Genomic DNA, 19,441 nt, shown 5'->3' on the forward strand with positions numbered 1-19,441 from the left:
CCAGTTTTTCTACAATCGTTACAAGAGTTTCATTCTCTGTGATGTACGGCTTGCCGTCCTTAAACTGGGATACGCCTCAGCCTGCATCATCATGTACGGAAGGTCATTTCCGTCGCTGTTCATACAAAGAAGAGCCTTGCCTGTCTTGTCGTAAACAGCTTTACCGATCTCCATGAACTCGTCCCATGTACAGCCTGTCAGGTCGTCGATCGTATATCCTGCTTCCTGCAGAATATCTGTACGGTACGCGCAGATAACTGTACCATTGTCTACCGGCACTCCGTAATGCTCGCCGTCGATCGTGGAGTAGTCAAGTTTCTCAGCTGCAAAATCATCCCAGTTGATGTCGATGTCTCCGAGCGGTGTCCATGCATCCGGATAATCAGCTACATATCTCTGGATGTAGTGATCCTGGAACAGCACCATATCCGGCAGGTTGCTGAAATCGCCTGCTGATGCAGCCGTCGTAACCGCTGTCTCAACATCAGATGATGAAGCCTGCTCAAGGATTTCAAGCTCGAAATCCGAATTCACATTCTCTTTGTAGTCAGCTGCCGCTGCTTCCAGAGCCGGAATGTTGAACGCCGGGTCCCATGCAAACACTGTCAGCTTGTTTCCGCCGCCTTCTTGCTGGTCGCCCTCGTCAGAGCCGCCTCCGCAGGCAGCAAGTGAAAATGCCATCACGCCCGCAAGCAAAATTGAAAGTACTCTTTTTTTCATATACTTACCTCCTTTGTGTCCCGCTTATCTTTTTTTGTTCAGGACCTCTTATGGAGTAATTATATCAAGACGTCCACTTCAGATGTTTGCATATTCATACACATAATGTGCATTTTCAACTATTTTTATCTATTTTGCACTATTTTTAATCTTGCAGAGATTGTTTTTGTGGATTTTATCCATTTACAGATAATATATTTTATGCAAAATATACTTTATCCGGGCACATTCTCTTCATCTCATGAAGCATTTCACTGTTCAGATCCAGCAAAATTTTGATTTTTCTCCCGTCCTCGACGATAATCATCGTATAATAGGGAATATCATCATTATAAGATGTATAATCATACTTTTTCAGTTTTTCCGTTCCGCCCTTCACTCTGTATTTTGCCACACTTTCATGCCAGTTTGGCGCCACGATTTCCAATTCCTGGAGATTCAGCACGTGTGCTTCCCTGCGGTGCTTTCTGCCCAGTATTACATCTATCGAAAAATTGCTTCCTTCCAGCGTATACTCATATTCCTTCTGACTGAAAACATCATAAACAAAATAAAGTCCCACAAGAAGGAATCCGGGCAGCATAAACCCTCTGGAAAACACGATTCCCATAAGTACGAACAGAACACCGAATATAATCATCACCGCTTTGAGCAGTCCTGTTCCTGACTTTTTTTCCCTTACAACCTGTGCCGTTAATTTTGAACTGTACATATTTCTACCATCCTTCCTCCGAGTGTATCTGAAATCTCAGTATCTGCTGCTCATAATTTTCAGAGCGTTTCCGCCATTCAGCCGGAGAGACCCCCGTAATATGCCGGAAATTCCGGTTAAAAGTAGAGCTGACAGTAAACCCGCACTTTGCCGCTATCATCGCCACAGGCTCGTCTGTCTTCTTCAGATACTCGCAGGCCGCCTGTATTCTGACCACATTGATATACTCCAGAGGACTCATATTCATATACGAGGAAAACATTCTCCTGAACTGCGTCTCACTGATATGCGCCCACTTTGCAATATCACTTATTTTGAGTGCTTCTCCGTAGTGTTCACTGATATAGTCTATAATACGCAGAAAGAGGTTATCGGATTTTAATTTTATCCCTGCTCTGGCATTCTGGCTGTATGTCTCGCTGTTCTCTCCGTTTCGCCGCGCCACCTCGGTGAGAAAGGCAGCATAAGTCCTTCCGCTTCCTGCTGCAGTACATCTCACCGCTGCGGATAATATTCATAATCTCTTTGATAAGATCAGCCAGATGAGGATACTTGCTGCTTTCTGTAAAGATAGCACGACTGTTGATCCTGCGCGCCATCTGCTCCGCACATCCCGGTATTCCCGCAACCATTTTCTCCAGTAACTTTTCCACATCCACAAACAGATATTCCCAGCTGCTGAGCTTTCCCGGCATACTGTTCGTCGTATGCAGGTAATTTTTCGGAATTACAGTAAACGTTCCCCCATGATAGCTGATTTCCCTCTCCCCAAGAGTCATATAACCGCTGCCTTCGTAACAGTAACCGATCTCAAGATAATTATGAAAATGAAGATAATCAATATCCCGTCCATACTGCTGTCTCCATTTTTCTCCCAGCAGAGCGAACAGCACACGGTTTTCCGGCATCTGATAATAGTGGAATTCCGCCACCTGTTTCTTCTTCCTGGCCATAACCGTCCTCCTTCCACGGTCTGCCGTACATCCTGCACACCTCTGTTATTTATCATATGTGAAAACCTCTCCTCCGTCAATCGCAGTCAGGACCACCGGCTTAGCCGGTGGCTTGCTCTGCCCCTATAAGGGGCCATTACCTGCTTGCGCCCGGAAGGCGCACTGACGGCCTGCCAACTGCACCACATTCACAGCCGCCCCTAAAGGGGCTTACTCAGTGCTTCATTTTTCCGGCGCAGCCCCAAAAGGGGCTTACTGGTTTGCTTTGACTTCCCACTACCACTCCAAGTGGTTTATTTCTTGTGTTTCTTCACCGGCTCACCCGTAAACGGGTCGATATACTCTACTAATGACATCTGATCGTATTCTAAATCCTCTTTTAATTGATTCTGAATATACTCTTTAATTGCAGCCGTATTCTTCCCTACAGTATCTACATAATATCCTCGGCACCAGAAATGTCTATTTCCATATTTATACTTTAGATTCGCATGCTTTTCAAATATCATGAGCGAACTTTTCCCCTTCAAATACCCCACGATTTCTGATACAGAATACTTCGGCGGTATCCTTACCAGCATGTGGATATGATCTGGGCAGCATTCTGCTTCTATGATTTCTATTCCTTTCCTTCTGCATAGCGTTCCCAATATCTGCCCCACATCGGCTTTTATTTGTTTGTAGATTACCTGTCTGCGGTATTTCGGTGCAAAAACGATGTGATACTTGCATTCCCATTTCGTATGAGCTAAACTATTTACGTCCATTCTTAGGACCTCCTGTGCTATTTTATTTGTGGTTTTGCAGACCCACTTTTATTCTAGCACAGGAGTTCATACTTTTATCTAAAGATCTGCCCTCCCCCTGCATAGCAGGGGGTTTATTTTTACTGTTACACAATAAAATCCCGGCAGGGAAAGAGAGAGAGGTGTATCTTTCCCTGCCGGGAGACAGGTATCTGTATTAAACTATATTTCCGGACAAATCCGCTGCCCGGTATCCTGGCGGCTATACCTCAAAGATCAGGTCGCCGTAGGACGGCATCGGCCATGCCTCTTTATCAACGATCATCTCCAGCTGATCCACCGGATCGCGGAGCGCATCCATCGCCGGGTGCACCACTTCATAGTATGCTCTCGCTTTCTCCGGTCCGTCCGGAAGCTGCGCCACTTCGCCGGTCACTTTCTCAAGCTCCATCAGCGCCGCACGCGCCTCTTTCAGAAGCACCGTGATCTCAGCCAGCGTCTCGGACTGCACGCTCGCATCCGCGCCCGCCTCTTTCACCGCGTTGACTGTATCTGCAAGAGTTCTCGTATATTTAATGATCGCCGGCAGGAACTGCTTTCTCGCCATGTCGATCATAGTCCGTGCTTCGATGTTGATCGCCTTTGAGTAGTTCTCGTAGTGGATCTCTGCACGGGACTCAAGCTCGGTTTTCGTAAATACGCCGAACTTCGCGAAAAGATCGATCGACTTGTCCGTCACGAGCGCCGGGATCGCGTCCACCATGGAGCGGATGTTCGGCAGTCCTCTTCTGGCCGCCTCTTCAACCCACGCCTCGGAATATCCGTCGCCGTTGAAGATGATCTTCTGGTTCTCCACCGCGTATTCCTTGATCAGGTCGTGGACCGCCTTCTGGAAGTCATCCGCTTTCTCCAGCACGTCGCACGCCTCGGAAAACGCCTCGGCAACGATGGTGTTCAGCACGATATTGGCGGAAGCAACAGAATCTCTGGATCCCACCATACGGAACTCGAATTTGTTTCCCGTAAACGCGAACGGTGAAGTACGGTTCCGGTCCGTCGCATCCTTTGTGAACTCCGGAAGGGTGCGCACGCTTGTGGCCAGCTTCTCGCCCTTGATGCTGTGGGTCGCCTCGCCCGCACTGATAAGCTGCTCGATCACATCCTCCAGCTGCTCGCCCAGGAATACGGATACGATGGCCGGCGGCGCCTCATTTGCGCCAAGTCTGTGGTCGTTGCCCGGATCCGCTGCGGATTCCCGAAGCAGGTCCGCATGACGGTTCACTGCCTTCAGAATGCAGGTGAGCACCAGCAGGAACTGGATGTTCTCGTGCGGCGTCTTGCCCGGATCCAGCATGTTGATGCCGTCATCCGTAGTCAGGGACCAGTTGTTGTGCTTGCCGGATCCGTTCACACCCTTGAACGGCTTCTCGTGGAGCAGGCACTTCATGCCGTGCTGGCACGCCACTCTCTTGAGCGTCTGCATGATGATCTGGTTGTGGTCCACCGCGATATTCGCCTCGGCATAGATGGGGGCCAGCTCATGCTGCGCCGGAGCCACCTCGTTGTGCTGGGTCTTCGCTGTCACGCCCACTTTCCACAGTTCTTCATTGACATCCTTCATGAAGGATGCGATCCTCTGGCGGATCGTTCCGAAGTAGTGATCGTCCATCTCCTGGCCCTTCGGCGGCATCGCGCCGAACAGGGTGCGTCCGGTATAGATCAGGTCCTTCCTCTGCAGGAACTTGTCCGCATCCACAAGGAAATATTCCTGCTCCGCGCCGACAGAGGGCGTCACTTTCTTAGATGTCGTATTTCCAAAGAGTCTCAGGAGCCTCAGCGCCTGTGCATTGATCGCTTCCATGGAACGCAGGAGCGGCGTCTTCTGATCCAGCGCCTCGCCCGTGTAGGAGCAGAACGCCGTCGGGATGCAGAGGATCGCGCCCGCCGCGTCTTTTCTCACGAACGCCGGTGAAGTACAGTCCCACATCGTGTAGCCTCTCGCCTCGAATGTGGCCCTCAATCCGCCTGACGGGAATGAAGAAGCATCCGGTTCGCCCTTGATCAGTTCCTTTCCGGAAAAGCTCATCAGCACCTTGCCGCTCGGCTGCGGCGCGGAGATAAAGGAGTCGTGCTTCTCGGCCGTTACGCCGGTCAGCGGGAGAAACCAGTGCGTATAATGAGTCGCGCCTTTCTCAATGGCCCATTCCTTCATCTCATGGGCAATGACGTCGGCCGTCTCAAGATCCAGCTCCCTGCCCTCCTCGATCGTCTTCTTCAGCTTTATGTATACTTTCTTCGGAAGACGCTCCTGCATCACAGTATCGTTGAAAACATTTTCACCGAAAATTTTCGCTACATTGATCTTTTCTGTGCTCATATTGATCCCTTCCTTCTTCGTCATATCGATGCTCATTCCGGGGAACAGACGGATCACGCGCTCCTCCGTCCCTCACACCCGCGCGGATGTTCCGGAAGCAGACTCTCTGCAGCGGCCCCGTAAGGGTCCTACATAAAAAGGGCACTCCAAGTTGCCTTGGAACGCCCTTGTTCTTGTCTACGTGTGACAGTATAAAACAATCACTCCGAAAAGGCAAGTGTTTTTTGAAAATTTTTTATGCCTGTCCTACAGATCCGAACAGTTCCATCTTCTCTTTCACTTTAGCCATGATCGCTTCTGCGCCCGGTTTCAGGAGTTTACGCGGATCAAAGCCCTTGCCCTGTTTGTCCTTGCCAGCCTCGATGTACTCGCGTGTAGCCTCAGCGAATACGATCTGGCACTCTGTATTAACGTTGATCTTAGCTACGCCGAGATCGATGGCTTTCTTGATCATGTCATCCGGAATACCTGTACCGCCGTGAAGTACGAGCGGCATAGTTCCTGTCTTCTGCTGGATGGCGTCCAGAGTCTCAAAGCTTAAGCCTTCCCAGTTATCCGGGTATACGCCATGGATATTTCCGATACCTGCTGCCAGGAAATCAATACCCAGATCTGCGATTCTCTTGCACTCGTCCGGATCCGCGCACTCGCCTCTTCCGATCACGCCGTCTTCCTCTCCGCCGATGGAGCCGACCTCAGCCTCAAGAGACATATTGTGCTCATGTGCAATCTTAACAAGCTCTGTTGTCTTAGCTACATTCTCATCGATCGGATAGTGTGATCCATCAAACATAATAGAAGAGAATCCTGCCTCTACGCATTTCAGACATCCTTCATAGCTGCCGTGATCCAGATGAAGAGCTACCGGAACTGTAATGTTCAGCTCTTCGAGCATCCCGTTAACCATTCCAACGACTGTCTTGTAACCTGTCATATATTTCCCGGCACCCTCTGAAACTCCAAGGATAACCGGAGAATTGCACTCCTGAGCAGTCAGAAGGATCGCCTTCGTCCACTCAAGATTGTTAATGTTGAACTGTCCCACTGCATAGTGTCCTGCTTTTGCTTTCTGAAGCATTTCTGTTGCTGATACTAACATACTTTTTTCCTCCAATTCTAACTTCCCAGCCGGAACTGTCAGCCCCGGCCGCCGGGATTGTTTGATTGTTTTGAACCTTTTTCTATTATATCCCATCCATGATAAAAACACAATCTTATTTTCTTCCGCAAGCCGATTTAGACGCAGGAATCTATCATCATCTCTATGATCCTGCTTTGCCGAAAAACAGGCAAAAAAGTCCCGTGAGATCTTTTTGCAAGACCTTACGGGATTTCATGCAGTGACTCCGAGGGGAATCGAACCCCTGATTCCAGCGTGAGAGGCTAGCGTCTTGACCGCTTGACCACGGAGCCTTATTTATATCCGCTGTTCAGCAGTGCCTCACAGCGAATATTAATATACCATATGATTTTTCATAATGCAAGTGTTTTTATCAATTTTCTTCATTTTTTTCCGAAACTTTTTCGGAGCCTTTTTCAGAGACCTGTCCCGAGACGGATAACCCGGCTGCCATCTCCTGTCTGACCATGATCCTCAGCGCCTGTTTTTTGTCTGTTACGGTGACCTCCCTGTGCTTTCCGCCGAACTCCCCGTCCAGCGTCCATGGGATCTCTTCCTCACACGCAAAGCGCACGCACCCTGACTTAAACGAATACATCCTCTGGGGATTGATCTGTTTCATCACGATCGCGCCAAGCAGTTCATTGAGCTCAAGCGGGTTTTTCGGAGTCCGGATCAGCGTCACCTCAAACTCACCGTCATCAAATACTACATCCGTGCCTATGATCCCCTTGAAACCGCCCACGGACCTGGAATTCGTCACCATTCCGAATATAAATTCATCTTCAAACTCTTCTCCGTCATGCGTCACTTTGATCTTGTAAGACGGAATATTAAATATCCTTTTTGTACCTTCCAATACATAGGCCAGATGTCCCAGGATATTTTTCATGCTCTGCTTCGTCTCATAGGACACATCCGTAAACAGGCCGAATGCAGCTATGTAAATAAAGGGATCGCCATTAAACAGCCCCACATCGCAGGAAAAAGGCACGCCGTTCACCGCGGTGTCCGCTGCTGCCAGGATATCCTTTGAGATCCCGAGGCTGGATGCGAAGTCATTTGTCGTGCCTGCCGGGATATAGCCCAGCGGGATATCCGTCCCCCGCAGCTGGATGCCGGTCACAGCCTCATCCAGAGTGCCGTCCCCTCCGCTGCAGACGAGCAGGTCATACTCCCCTCGGAAGGACTGGATCTTTTCCACTGCATCGTGAGCCTTCTGCGTCGGATAGACTGTCACCTCATACCCGCCTTTCGTAAAAATATCCAGCACATCTGAAATCTTCGGTTTCAGAGCTCCTGTCCCCGCATTCGGATTATAGATAAACAACATTTTTTTCATACCCTGTCATCCCTCCCGTCTGTGTATCCCCCGTGTCCACACACGGACGCAGCGCATCCCCTGCCCTGTGCCCGCGAATGGAAAAGGCTGTACTCCATCCGCACAGCCTCCCTCGTAACATTCCCTATTTATCTGTTCCCCGCCCGTATCCGGACAGGGTACGCCCTCACATCAGCATGCGCAGTTTGCAAAAAAAGTACGGATGCCTTCCGCTGCCTTCTGCTCGTCCTCTCCCTCTGTAACAACAGTGATCTTCTCACCGTCTGTAAGAGTCAGGCTCATCATGCCCATGATGCTCTTTGCATTGATATTTTTCTCGCCGATCTGGATATAGATCTTGCTCGCATACTGGCTAGCTTCCTGCACGAGCAGCGCGATCGGCCTTCCGTCAAATCCCTCTTCTGTCTTAACTACAACAGGTGTTTTAATCATAATAATCCTCCTTGTGTTCCTGCCTTACCTTGTCTGCCAGCTCGCTCAGCCTGCGCAGCCTGTGATTGATGCCGGACTTACCCACGGGCGGGGTCAGCGCCTCGCCGAGTTCCTTCAGGGTGGCCTCTGGATTTTCCAAACGGGCATGCGCCGCCTCGACCAGATTTTCCGGCAGGTTCTCAAACCCGACCGTATCCCTGAGATATGTAATGTCCTCTACCTGTTTCACTGCTGCTGACACTGTCTTATTGATATTGGCAGTCTCGCAGTTTACCTTCCTGTTTACGGAATTTCGCATTTCCTTGAGGATCCTGACATTTTCAAGTTCCATCAGGGATACATGGGCTTCCATCACATTCAGGATATCCACTATCTGGGCTCCTTCCTTAAGGTATACAACGAACGTCTTCTTGCGGGGCACGATCTTGGCATCGAGCCCGAAGCTGCATATCACACTCCGGATCTGCCCAGCCGCTTCCGGCGATGAGCACACGATCTCAAAATGATATGACTTCTTCGGATCACTCATAGATCCCGCTGCCTGAAATGCTCCCCTGAGGAAAGCCCTCTTACAGCAGGTCTGCCTGATCACAAGAGGGCTGAACGCCTGTATATCGTCCGCGCTCCCCTGATGATCCCCGATCATCTTCGCTGCCTGAAGGATCCGCAGTGCATCTTCGTGGTTTCTGACTATAACCGCGTAAGCTGCACTTCCTTTCCTGATATTTCTCCTTACAGAAATATCAGCTTTAATATTAAATGTTTTTTGCAGCAATGTAAAGACTTTTCTTGCAGCCAGAAGATTTTCGGAATGGATCTTGATACTGTATCTGTCAAAGCTGTTGATGACCACAGTCCCGCACATCCCGATAAATGCGGCTGTCTCTGCGATCCGGCAGTGCCTCGCCGGGCTGATGCTGCCTGCCAGCTCTTCCTTTACTCTCCCGGAAAACGACATATAGGCTCACTTCCTTTTCGTGATCGTATCTTTCCCAATATCCCGGTGCTCAATACGCACCCCGTAATTTCCCTGTTCTTCCAGTATCTGGTACAGGGCGTTCGCCAGAGTCACCGACCGGTGCTTCCCGCCGGTGCAGCCGATCGATATGACCAGCTGGTTTTTCCCTTCCAGGATATAGTTCGGGATCAGGAATCCAACCATATCATTCAGCTTATCGAGGAACATGCGGGATTTTTCATTTTCCATCACATAATCCTGCACCTCAGGGTCATTTCCTGTTTTCTCACGCAGCCCGTCTATATAATAGGGATTGGGAAGGAAACGCACGTCAAATACAAGGTCCGAGTCCTGCGGGATACCGTACTTGAAGCCAAAAGACATCACAGTGATATAGAGATTGCAGAAGCTCTTTCCTTCCACAAAGAGCTTCTCCAGCTCGATCTTAAGCTCTCTTGTCAGCAGCTTGCTCGTATCAAGTATATAAGTTGCCCTCATTTTTAAGAACATGATCTTTTCGCGCTCTTTCGCGATCCCCGTGTCCACTCTCCCCGAGCCGCTCAGAGGATGCTGTCTCCTCGTCTCCTTGTAACGCTTGACCAGCACATCGTCACCGGCGTCCAGGAACAGGATCTCATACTGGATCTCCTGCTCATCCATCTCATCCAGGACTTCTTTCAGCCCGGAGAAATCCTGCCCGCTCCGCACGTCAAGCCCAAGGGCGATCTTTTTCACCTCTTCATCCGGCTCCCTGAACATCTCCACAAAACGCGGGAGAAGGGGGATCGGCAGATTATCCACGCAGAAATACCCCATATCTTCCAGCATTTTAAGGGCCGTTGATTTCCCCGCCCCTGACATTCCCGTAACTATAACAAAACGCATTCTTTAAAACTCTCCTATCTTCTTAACTTCCGGCTGCAGCCTCACGCCGAACTTCTCTTCTACCCTGTCCGCCACGTCTTCCATAAGCTGCGCCACCTCTGCTGCGGTCGCATTTCCCCTGTTGATCACAAACCCGCAGTGTTTTTCCGATACCTGGGCATCTCCCACACGGTAGCCCCGAAGTCCTGCATCCTCAATCAGTTTTCCCGCGAAATAGCCTTCCGGACGTTTAAACGTACTTCCGGCGCTTCCGTATTCCAGAGGCTGTTTTTCAACCCTTTTTTCTTTCAGCTCTTCCATCCGCGCGCGGATCTGCTCCCGGTCTCCCTTTTGGAGCTTCAGGACCGCCCCCAGCGCCACATAGTCATTCCGCGAGATCACGCTTGTGCGGTAGCCCATCCCCAGGTCCTCCACAGACAGAGTCTTTACCTCTCCGTCCGGGGTAAGGATATCCGCTGACTCCACGATATGTTTCATCTCGCCGCCGTAAGCGCCCGCATTCATCCTGAGGGCGCCGCCCAGGGTCCCCGGGATCCCGGACGCGAACTCCATCCCCGTCAGCGATGCCTCGCACGCCGCTGCCGCAGTCTTTGAGAGCAGAGCGCCCGCCTGGGCGTAAATCCGCTCTCCTTCTACACGGATCCCGCTCATCCGCTTAAAGAGCTGGACGATGACCCCCCTGTATCCTTTGTCTCCCACGAGAAGGTCGCTTCCATTTCCCATAATATAGTACGCCGTTGAATTCCTGCGGCATGCCCCGAGGACCTCCCTGATCTCCTCCACGGAGGACACACTGACAAAATAGTCGGCCGGCCCGCCGATCCGAAATGTCGTATGCCTGCTCATAGGCTCATCCGCAAGTACATTCTGCGCTCCCGCCACATCACATAATTCTCTGTATAAATCCATAGATTGCTCCATCCATTTTGATTTTTTCTATTTTTTATTTCTTAGACATTCATTATAGAGCACACAGGCGGCAAAGTAAAGCCAGCCGCCGCAAATCTTGCATAATCTTCAAAAACAGTGTATACTGAATCAGTATCTGTACATTTTTTTATGATCCATTATGTGTGTTTTTATTAAAGGAGTGAAATTAAAACCGTGGATTCTGGTGACAGTTTTCAACTAATCATACTTATAATTCTTTTAATGCTGTCTGCATTTTTTTCATCTAATGAGACAGCGCTGATGTCAGTGAGCAAGCTGAAACTGCGGACACGGGCAGATTCCGGGGACAAACGCGCCGCAATGGTGCTCGATGTTACGGAAAACCATACTTCCAAGATGCTCAGTGCGATCCTGATCGGAAACAACATTGTCAACCTCTCCGCATCTGCCCTTGCCACATCGCTCGCATACGCATTCGGCGGCTATATGGTCAGTATCGCGACCGCAGTCCTTACAGTTGCGATCCTTGTGTTCGGCGAGATCACGCCAAAAAACTACGCAACGATAAACGCCGAAAAACTGGCGCTCAGATATATCGGGGTCATCCGTTTCTTTATGACTGTCATGACGCCTGTGATCTTTATCATCAATCTGTTTTCCCGGGGCATCATGTTCCTGCTGCGGGTAGACCCGGATGCGTCCGGCAAAGGGATCACAGAGGACGAGCTCCGCACCATCGTGGATGTCAGCCATGAAGACGGCATCATAGAGTCCGATGAGAAAGAGATGATCTATAATGTATTCGACCTGGGCGATGCGAACGCAAAGGACATCATGGTTCCCCGCGTACACGTTACATTTGCGGACGTGGACAACACCTACGAAGAGCTGATCGAGATCTTCCGCAAGGACAAGTTCACCCGCCTGCCTGTCTACGAGGAGACCCAGGACAATATCATCGGCATTATTAATATGAAGGATCTGCTGCTGTATGATAAAAACCAGCCCTTCCACATCCGCGACATCATGCGCAAGCCGCATTTTACCTATGAGTATAAAAGTATTTCGGAACTGCTCGTGGAGATGAGGGACTCTACCTTTAATATCGCGATCGTGCTCGATGAGTACGGCGAGATGGCAGGCCTGATCACACTGGAGGATATCCTGGAAGAGATCGTGGGCGAGATCCATGATGAATATGACGAGACAGAGGACGAGCTCATACGCCGGATCTCCGACCGGGAATATATCATCGAAGGCTCCATGAGCCTGGACGATGTCAACGACCGTCTCCACACGGAGCTTGCGTCTGAGGACTATGATTCCCTCGGCGGCCTCATTATCGAATACCTGGACGACCGCCTGCCGGAAAAAGGGGACGAGGTCATCACTGACGACGGTATCCGGCTCGTCGTGGAATCACTGGACAAAAACCGCGTGGAGAGCGTGCATGTTTATCTGCCGGAAGTTCCGGTGTCAGAAGGAGAGCCCGGAGAGGGCAAACAGTCTGACACAGCGGAAGCCTCCGAAAAGGACGTGGTATCTGATACTCAATAAATGGGATCCAAAGACTGATAACCTGCGGGAAGACCTTCCCCTGTTTATCAGTCTTTTTTATTTCACCTTTCCCTCTTTCAAAGTAATCGCTTCCGCGCCCGCACATCTCAGGGAAATATAAGCAACATAATTCTTCTTTTTTACGATGGGATTCATTTTTGTTTTATTATCATTTTTTCTTTTTACGCATATTTTACTATAGAACACTCATGCAAGGAGCTATAAATATGCCATATTCTATCATGCTGGATGCCGGACACGGGGGAAAGGATCCCGGGGCAGTCTACAATGGCCGTCAGGAAAAGGACGACACACTTGCCCTCACACTTGCTGTGGGAGAGATCCTGCAGGGGCGGGGGATCGATGTCCTGTACACCCGCACTACGGATGTATACGAATCCCCTTATCAGAAAGCCATGGAAGCGAACGAAGCGGGTGCGGACTTCTTTGTGTCCATCCACCGCAACTCCTACCCGACCGACAACACTGCGTCAGGGGTCGAAACACTGGTCTACGACAGATCAGGCCTGAAGCTTCAGATGGCAGAGAACATAGACGAACAGCTGGAGGCCATCGGCTTTGTAAACCTCGGGGTCAAGGAGCGCCCGGGCCTGGTCGTCCTCCGCCGCACCCGGATGCCCGCCGTGCTCGTAGAAGCCGGATTTATCAATTCTAATACTGACAACCAGCTTTTCGATGACAATTTTGGCGGCATCGCCCTTGCCATCGCAGAAGGCATACTCGATACGCTTCAGATGAACGGACTGATCGGGAACGACATGCTCCCGGACAGTGATCCCGGAGATACAGATAACATGCCCGGCGGCGGGAACACGCCCGGCCGTCCCGGAAATGAGCCCGGGCACTCTGGGGGGATCCCGCAGTATACCGTGCAGGCAGGAGCCTTCCGCAACGGCGCTTATGCAGACCGTCTCCAGAAAGAACTGTTAGAGCAGGATTTCCCCGCAGTGACCAGCCAGGACGGCGGGCTCTACCGGGTGACCGTAGGTACATTTCCGACCTTGGATGAGGCGGCGGATATGGAACGACGGCTGAAACGGGCAGGATATCAGACAGTGATCGTGAGTTCATAAAGAAAAGGAGCAGACAGAGTTTTCAGATGACTCTATCTGCTCCTTTTCGCTCTTCTTATTGTATCCGCTATCTGCGGTCAGTTTACATACCTCTTTTCTTCCGGACAACTGCTCCTGCCGCCGCACCTGATCCCGCCAGCGCACCCAGCGCAAGAAGGAGGGCGCTGCTGTCTCCAGTCTTCGGACTCGCCGTCTCTTCCTTTCCGCCGGAAGCCTGGCCGTTCATGTCGTCCGGCTTCTGCCCGCCATCATTCCCGGACGGTTTCTGTTCCGGATCCCCAGGGGTTTCCGGTGTCGGATCCGGTGTCTCCGCTTTGTCTTCTGTTACAAAGTTCCCGTCTTCATCCTGTACCAGCCCTGCATTCTCAGCCCCGTTTATCTCCACCTGGTTTACGTCCGCATTCTCGATATAGATCGCGTCCAGTTCCTTTCCCGAAGTATCCTGGACAGTCACTTTCGATCCTTCCGCAAAATTCACTTCAGCCTCGCCGTTGATCCCGTCAACATTGATGCCTCCCCAGGAATTCTCTCCGAGGATGATCTCAAGCCCGCCGGAAATGTCCGCTGTTCCGCCGTTCACGATCATCCCTGCTCCGCCTGCTGTGTCCGTGTTATCCAGCGTAATATCCTGAAGCGCTGCCCGCGACCTGTAAATGTGGAGTGCCGACTTATTTGCGGCGTCTGTCCTGATCCCAAGATCTTTGAGCGTCACCACGTCAGACGCCTCTGCCATAACGGTCACCACATTGTCCTTTCCGATCGCAGCCGTTCCGTTGAAATAGAATCCCTGTCCGTTGACTGTCATCTGCTCTTCCAGGTAAAGCGGCTCACTCAGCTCCACATCGTGCAGCAGTGTAACGGATACCACATCTTTCTCCTTTTTCGCTTTCAGAAATCCCGGAAGGTCTTCATCCTGCACATAAGCTGTCTGTCCGTCTGCTGTCACCACCTCCGTTGTATCTGCGACCTTGCCCGGGACGCTTCCTCCGTTTTCCACGCACACGACTGACTGTGTCGCCACAGGAGTATCGATCTTTGCGATGGACGCGCCTGAGAAATCCGCTGCCGCATTATCCACGTTCACGCCATACCAGGAATTCATTCCCAGTTTCAGATCAAGGTTTCCTGTAAATGCCGCGCTCCCGCCATTGATGATGACCGGCGCCCCGCCCGCTGTGTTTGTGTGGTCGATCGTAAGATTGTTTGCCCTGAACACAGTCCTGTAGGCATGCAGTGCGGATTTATTTTCCGCTGCCGTAATGATCGTAACCCCGTCAAGTGTAACTTCATCTCCGGTAAGCGTTACCAGATTGTTGTATCCGACGGCAGCTGTTCCCGCCAGCGTACCCCCTGTAACCGTCACGCTGGTGCTTATTGTCAGCGGTCTTTCCAGGGTGATCGTCTTTCCTGTCAGGTCGATGGCGCCTCCCTGGGCGATCGCAGCTTCCAGGGACGTCTGATCTGTGATCTCAGCTCTTGCTGATGTCACTTGTGCATGATCCGACGGCTCTTCTGCTGTCTCCGTTCCTGTTATCTCCACTCCGATTCCGGATGCCGCGCCGGCAGCCCCTGTCTCTGCCGCTTCCTCTACTGCAGATACCGCTCCATTATCAGCCGCAGTCTCAGCAAAAGTAATCACCGGTGATACGTTGACCACCATAGCCGCACCCATCACGGCTGCCAAAATTTTTTTCTTCATAGGTTCCTCCTGGTGAATGTTTATTTTGTGATCTTTTCATTCGTTTTCCGGCGGCCAGTCCTGCCGGAACTCGCTGTCACGGGTCAGATTATATCCAGAGGGATGCATTTTTGTCAACGAAATCAGGGCTTGTAATTTTTTCCATCTATAGCAGTTCAGCCATCTGTCTGTGCGGTTTCCCGAACGGCGCGGCTGAACGGTTCCTTACCGCCAATCCGGGGATCACTGCCATAAATCCTGAAAACAGCACGCAAAGAAAGCCGGAGAGTTTTGATCCTCTCCGGCTTCTTTCTGTTTTTATCTATGATACGGTTTTCTGCCGCCGGGCGTTCTGATTACTCAGCGTCAGCAGCGTATACGTCTACCAGTTTCTTCAGGTATGCGTATCTCTCCATAGCTTCCTTCTCGTTGAGGGCAAACAGTCTTGCTGCCTTCTCCGGGTTCGCTCTCTTCAGAGCATTGTAACGGACTTCTCCGTCAAGGAATGCCTGGTAATCCTCTTCCTTCGGCTCTTTGCTGTCAAGGAAGAACTTGTTGCCCTCAGCAGCCGGGTTGAACCGGAAGTTGTTCCAGTATCCGCACTCTACTGCGAGCTGCTCCTCTGTCTGAGCCTTGCTCATACCCTTCTTGATACCGTGGTTGATACACGGAGCGTAAGCTATGATCAGTGACGGTCCCGGATAAGCCTCAGCCTCTGTGATGGCTTTGACTGTCTGGTTGAAGTCAGCGCCCATAGCGATCTGTGCAACGTATACGTATCCGTAGCTCATTGCCATGCCCGCAAGGTCTTTCTTCTTCGTCTCTTTACCGCCTGCCGCGAACTGTGCAGTAGCACCTGTCTTCGTAGCCTTGGAAGACTGTCCGCCTGTGTTGGAGTAAACCTCTGTATCGAATACCATGATGTTGATGTCCTTGCCGCTTGCAAGTACGTGGTCAACACCGCCGAATCCGATATCGTAAGCCCATCCGTCACCGCCGAATACCCACTGGGATTTCTTAGCGAGGAAGTCTTTGTTCTTAAGGACTTCGTTCTTCTCAGCAAGGTCGCAGTCACAAGCCTCCAGAGCTGCTACCAGGTTGTCTGTAGCTGTTCCGTTTGTAGCGCCGCATCCGAATGTATCAAGATACTCTTTTGCAGCAGCCTTCACTTCTTCTTTCTCTGCGATCTCAGCGATCTTCTCTACTTTTGCTTTCATTCTGTCACGGATCGTGTTCTGAGCGAGCAGCATACCGTAACCGAACTCTGCGTTATCCTCGAACAGAGAGTTGCACCATGCCGGACCCTGTCCCTTCTCGTTCACTGTGTAAGGTGTGGACGGTGAAGAGTTGCCCCAGATGGAGGAACATCCTGTTGCGTTTGCGATGTACATCCTGTCACCGAACAGCTGAGTGATCAGCTTCGCGTACGGTGTCTCGCCGCATCCTGCACAAGCTCCTGAGAACTCAAGCAGCGGCTGTTTGAACTGGCTTCCCTTTACAGTTGTCTCTTTGAATTTTGCGACAACTTCCGGTTTCACCGGGATCTCTCTTCCGTAATCGAAGAAGTCCTGTTTTCCGGCATTTGCTTCCATGTTTTCCATAACGAGAGCCTTCTCGCCCTTCTTGCCCGGACATACATTTGCGCAGGAACCGCATCCTGTACAGTCGTAAGCAGATACTGTCATGGAGAACTTCATGCCCGGCATACCGATCATGTCGATCGCTTCCATTCCTTCCGGAGCCTTTGCAAGCTCTTCCTCTGTCAGAGCTACCGGACGGATAACAGCGTGCGGACATACATATGCACAGCGGTTACACTGGATACAGTTCTCCGGCTTCCATACCGGGATATCCACTGCGATACCGCGTTTCTCGTATGCAGAAGATCCGGACGGTGTAGAGCCGTCTACATAATCGTTGAATGCAGATACCGGAAGAGTATTTCCTTCCTGAGCATTTACCTTCGCCTGGATATTCTTAACGAAATCGATCACGTCTTTTCTGCCGTTCTCGTCTACCTTCGGCTGAGCAAGACCTTCGTCAGCAGCGTCCTTCCAGCTCTCCGGAACAGCTACTTCTACGACCTGCTTAGCGCCTGCGTCGATCGCGTCATAGTTCATCTGTACGATCTTGTCGCCTTTTCTTCCGTAAGTAGCCTTGGCAGCCGCCTTCATCAGGTCGATCGCCTCTTCCTCCGGAATGATCGCAGCCAGTTTGAAGAATGCAGACTGAAGAACAGTGTTGATACGTCCGCCAAGTCCGATCTCCTTACCGATCTTGATACCGTCGATCGTGTAGAACTTGATGTTGTGGTTCGCAATGTATGCTTTCACCTGTCCCGGCAGATGTTTCTCAAGTCCTTCCATATCCCACGGGCAGTTCAGAAGGAATGTACCGCCGTCAACAAGCTCCTGTACCATGTTGTATTTGTTCACATAAGACGGGTTGTGGCATGCCACAAAGTTCGCCTGATGGATCAGATATGTAGACTTGATCGGCAGCTTACCGAAACGTAGGTGAGACATTGTAACGCCGCCGGACTTCTTGGAGTCATAATCGAAGTAAGCCTGTGCGTACATGTCTGTGTTGTCGCCGATGATCTTGATGGAGTTCTTGTTCGCTCCAACTGTACCGTCAGCGCCAAGTCCCCAGAACTTACAGTTGATCGTTCCTTCCGGTGTTGTAACGAGCGGCTCGTCCGCTGTCAGTGACAGGTTTGTCACATCATCGACAATACCGAGAGTGAATTTCGCTTTCTCATCATTGTGATATACAGCAACGATCTGAGCAGGTGTTGTGTCCTTGGAACCAAGTCCGTAACGTCCTGTGTAGATCGGCACTGCGTCGAATTTGGAGCCTTTGAGCGCTGCGACAACGTCAAGGTACAGCGGCTCGCCCATAGCTCCCGGCTCTTTTGTCCTGTCAAGTACAGAGATCTTCTTCACAGAATCCGGGATCGCATCGATAAGAGCCTGTGCGCAGAACGGTCTGTACAGACGAACCTTAACAACGCCGACTTTCTCGCCTGCCTTCATCAGGTAATCGATGGTCTCCTCGATCGTATCGCAGACAGAACCCATAGCAACGATCACGTGCTCAGCGTCCTCTGCTCCGTAGTAGTTGAACAGCTTGTAATCTGTTCCGATCTTAGCGTTTACTTTGTCCATGTAATTCTGGACGATCGCCGGCATTGCCTCGTAGTACGGGTTGCATGCCTCTCTTGCCTGGAAGAAGATATCCGGGTTCTGTGCGGAACCTCTCTGGCACGGATGGTTCGGGTTCAGTGCATGAGCACGGAAAGCGTCGATCGCATCCATGTTTACCAGGTCTTTCAGGTCTTCGTAATCCCATGTCTCGATCTTCTGGATCTCGTGGGATGTACGGAATCCGTCAAAGAAGTTGATGAAAGGAAGCTTTCCTTCCAGTGCTGCACAGTGTGCAACCGGTGTAAGGTCCATAACCTCCTGTACGCTGGACTCGCAGAGCATAGCTGCTCCGGTCTGGCGGCAGGCGTAAACATCTGAGTGATCGCCAAAGATGGAAAGTGCATGGCTTGCAAGCGCACGCGCGGATACGTTGAACACGCCCGGAAGCTGCTCGCCGGCAACCTTGTACAGGTTCGGGATCATAAGAAGAAGTCCCTGGGACGCTGTAAATGTTGTCGTCAGGGCTCCTGCTGCCAGAGATCCGTGTACAGCACCTGCCGCACCTGCCTCGGACTGCATCTCTACGACATTGACTGTCTGTCCGAAGATATTCTCTCTGCCTTCTGTTGCCCATTCGTCAACATGCTCCGGCATAACGGATGACGGTGTGATCGGGTAGATCGCCGCGACTTCTGTATACGCATAGGAAACGTGAGCAGCAGCCTGGTTACCGTCCATGGTCTTCATTTTTCTTGCCATTTTCTTGTTCCTCCTTAGATTTTACATTGAAAATATAAATATTCACATGTGGTTTTATTATATCGCCAAAA

Annotated in this window: 17 protein-coding genes and 1 tRNA gene; 3 read left to right on the forward strand and 15 right to left on the reverse strand. The window is 51.0% G+C overall.

What is annotated here, in order from left to right:
- Positions 1-18: 18 nt before the first annotated feature.
- The 13 genes from B5G27_RS16360 to murB all read right to left on the reverse strand — a co-directional run bounded on the left by B5G27_RS16360 (position 19) and on the right by murB (position 11,154).
- Complete coding sequence (locus tag B5G27_RS16360) at positions 19-720, reverse strand: ABC transporter substrate-binding protein (RefSeq protein ID WP_242958233.1); 702 nt, start codon at positions 718-720, stop codon at positions 19-21.
- 199 nt (positions 721-919) lie between these two features.
- The gene (locus tag B5G27_RS04705) at positions 920-1,432 is read right to left on the reverse strand and encodes a hypothetical protein (RefSeq protein ID WP_087177795.1); all 513 of its coding nucleotides are present in this window, start codon (positions 1,430-1,432) and stop codon (positions 920-922) included.
- Between the two features lie 4 nt (positions 1,433-1,436).
- The gene (locus B5G27_RS04710; RefSeq protein WP_242958234.1) at positions 1,437-1,877 is read right to left on the reverse strand and encodes a helix-turn-helix domain-containing protein; all 441 of its coding nucleotides are present in this window, start codon (positions 1,875-1,877) and stop codon (positions 1,437-1,439) included.
- Entirely contained in the window at positions 1,801-2,385 is a 585-nt protein-coding gene (locus tag B5G27_RS16365) for an AraC family ligand binding domain-containing protein (protein WP_087177797.1), read from the reverse strand. The genes B5G27_RS04710 and B5G27_RS16365 overlap by 77 nt, the downstream gene beginning before the upstream one ends.
- Positions 2,386-2,678: 293 nt before the next feature.
- Complete coding sequence (tnpA, locus tag B5G27_RS04720; protein WP_087177798.1) at positions 2,679-3,152, reverse strand: IS200/IS605 family transposase; 474 nt, start codon at positions 3,150-3,152, stop codon at positions 2,679-2,681.
- Positions 3,153-3,393: 241 nt separating this feature from the next.
- A complete protein-coding gene (locus B5G27_RS04725) occupies positions 3,394-5,508 on the reverse strand; it encodes a glutamine synthetase III family protein (RefSeq protein ID WP_087178145.1) in 2,115 nt (704 codons plus the stop codon).
- Positions 5,509-5,743: 235 nt separating this feature from the next.
- The gene (gene fba, locus B5G27_RS04730) at positions 5,744-6,607 is read right to left on the reverse strand and encodes a class II fructose-1,6-bisphosphate aldolase (RefSeq protein ID WP_087177799.1); all 864 of its coding nucleotides are present in this window, start codon (positions 6,605-6,607) and stop codon (positions 5,744-5,746) included.
- 242 nt (positions 6,608-6,849) lie between these two features.
- A tRNA-Glu gene (locus B5G27_RS04735) sits at positions 6,850-6,921 on the reverse strand.
- Positions 6,922-7,001: 80 nt separating this feature from the next.
- The gene (locus B5G27_RS04740) at positions 7,002-7,970 is read right to left on the reverse strand and encodes a diacylglycerol/lipid kinase family protein (RefSeq protein WP_087177800.1); all 969 of its coding nucleotides are present in this window, start codon (positions 7,968-7,970) and stop codon (positions 7,002-7,004) included.
- 171 nt (positions 7,971-8,141) lie between these two features.
- On the reverse strand, positions 8,142-8,402 hold the full coding sequence (locus tag B5G27_RS04745) for an HPr family phosphocarrier protein (RefSeq protein ID WP_087177801.1): 261 nt from the start codon (positions 8,400-8,402) through the stop codon (positions 8,142-8,144).
- Positions 8,395-9,360: a DNA-binding protein WhiA gene (gene whiA / locus B5G27_RS04750; RefSeq protein WP_087177802.1), complete on the reverse strand. Its 966-nt coding sequence runs from the start codon at positions 9,358-9,360 to the stop codon at positions 8,395-8,397. Before whiA ends, B5G27_RS04745 begins: the two co-directional genes overlap by 8 nt.
- A 6-nt stretch (positions 9,361-9,366) precedes the next feature.
- Positions 9,367-10,245, reverse strand: a complete 879-nt coding sequence (gene rapZ, locus B5G27_RS04755; protein ID WP_087177803.1) for an RNase adapter RapZ — start codon at positions 10,243-10,245, stop codon at positions 9,367-9,369.
- Between the two features lie 3 nt (positions 10,246-10,248).
- A complete protein-coding gene (gene murB, locus B5G27_RS04760; RefSeq protein ID WP_087177804.1) occupies positions 10,249-11,154 on the reverse strand; it encodes a UDP-N-acetylmuramate dehydrogenase in 906 nt (301 codons plus the stop codon).
- Positions 11,155-11,349: 195 nt separating this feature from the next.
- Here murB and B5G27_RS04765 point away from each other — a divergent pair, with 195 nt between their 5' ends.
- Both B5G27_RS04765 and B5G27_RS04770 read left to right on the forward strand, forming a co-directional pair.
- Entirely contained in the window at positions 11,350-12,693 is a 1,344-nt protein-coding gene (locus B5G27_RS04765; RefSeq protein WP_087177805.1) for an HlyC/CorC family transporter, read from the forward strand.
- Between the two features lie 227 nt (positions 12,694-12,920).
- Positions 12,921-13,787, forward strand: a complete 867-nt coding sequence (locus tag B5G27_RS04770) for an N-acetylmuramoyl-L-alanine amidase (protein WP_087177806.1) — start codon at positions 12,921-12,923, stop codon at positions 13,785-13,787.
- Between the two features lie 82 nt (positions 13,788-13,869).
- On the opposite strand, the gene B5G27_RS04775 is transcribed toward B5G27_RS04770, so the two are convergent.
- A complete protein-coding gene (locus tag B5G27_RS04775; protein ID WP_087177807.1) occupies positions 13,870-15,486 on the reverse strand; it encodes an LPXTG cell wall anchor domain-containing protein in 1,617 nt (538 codons plus the stop codon).
- 110 nt (positions 15,487-15,596) lie between these two features.
- Here B5G27_RS04775 and B5G27_RS04780 point away from each other — a divergent pair, with 110 nt between their 5' ends.
- Positions 15,597-15,821, forward strand: a complete 225-nt coding sequence (locus B5G27_RS04780) for a hypothetical protein (RefSeq protein ID WP_087177808.1) — start codon at positions 15,597-15,599, stop codon at positions 15,819-15,821.
- Here B5G27_RS04780 and nifJ read toward each other — a convergent pair whose 3' ends face one another.
- A complete protein-coding gene (nifJ, locus tag B5G27_RS04785) occupies positions 15,822-19,370 on the reverse strand; it encodes a pyruvate:ferredoxin (flavodoxin) oxidoreductase (RefSeq protein ID WP_087177809.1) in 3,549 nt (1,182 codons plus the stop codon). It abuts the gene before it with no gap.
- Positions 19,371-19,441 lie beyond the last annotated feature (71 nt).

Origin of the sequence: Lachnoclostridium sp. An76 (assembly GCF_002161355.1) — a bacterium.
GTDB classification, from domain to species: domain Bacteria; phylum Bacillota; class Clostridia; order Lachnospirales; family Lachnospiraceae; genus Mediterraneibacter; species Mediterraneibacter caccavium.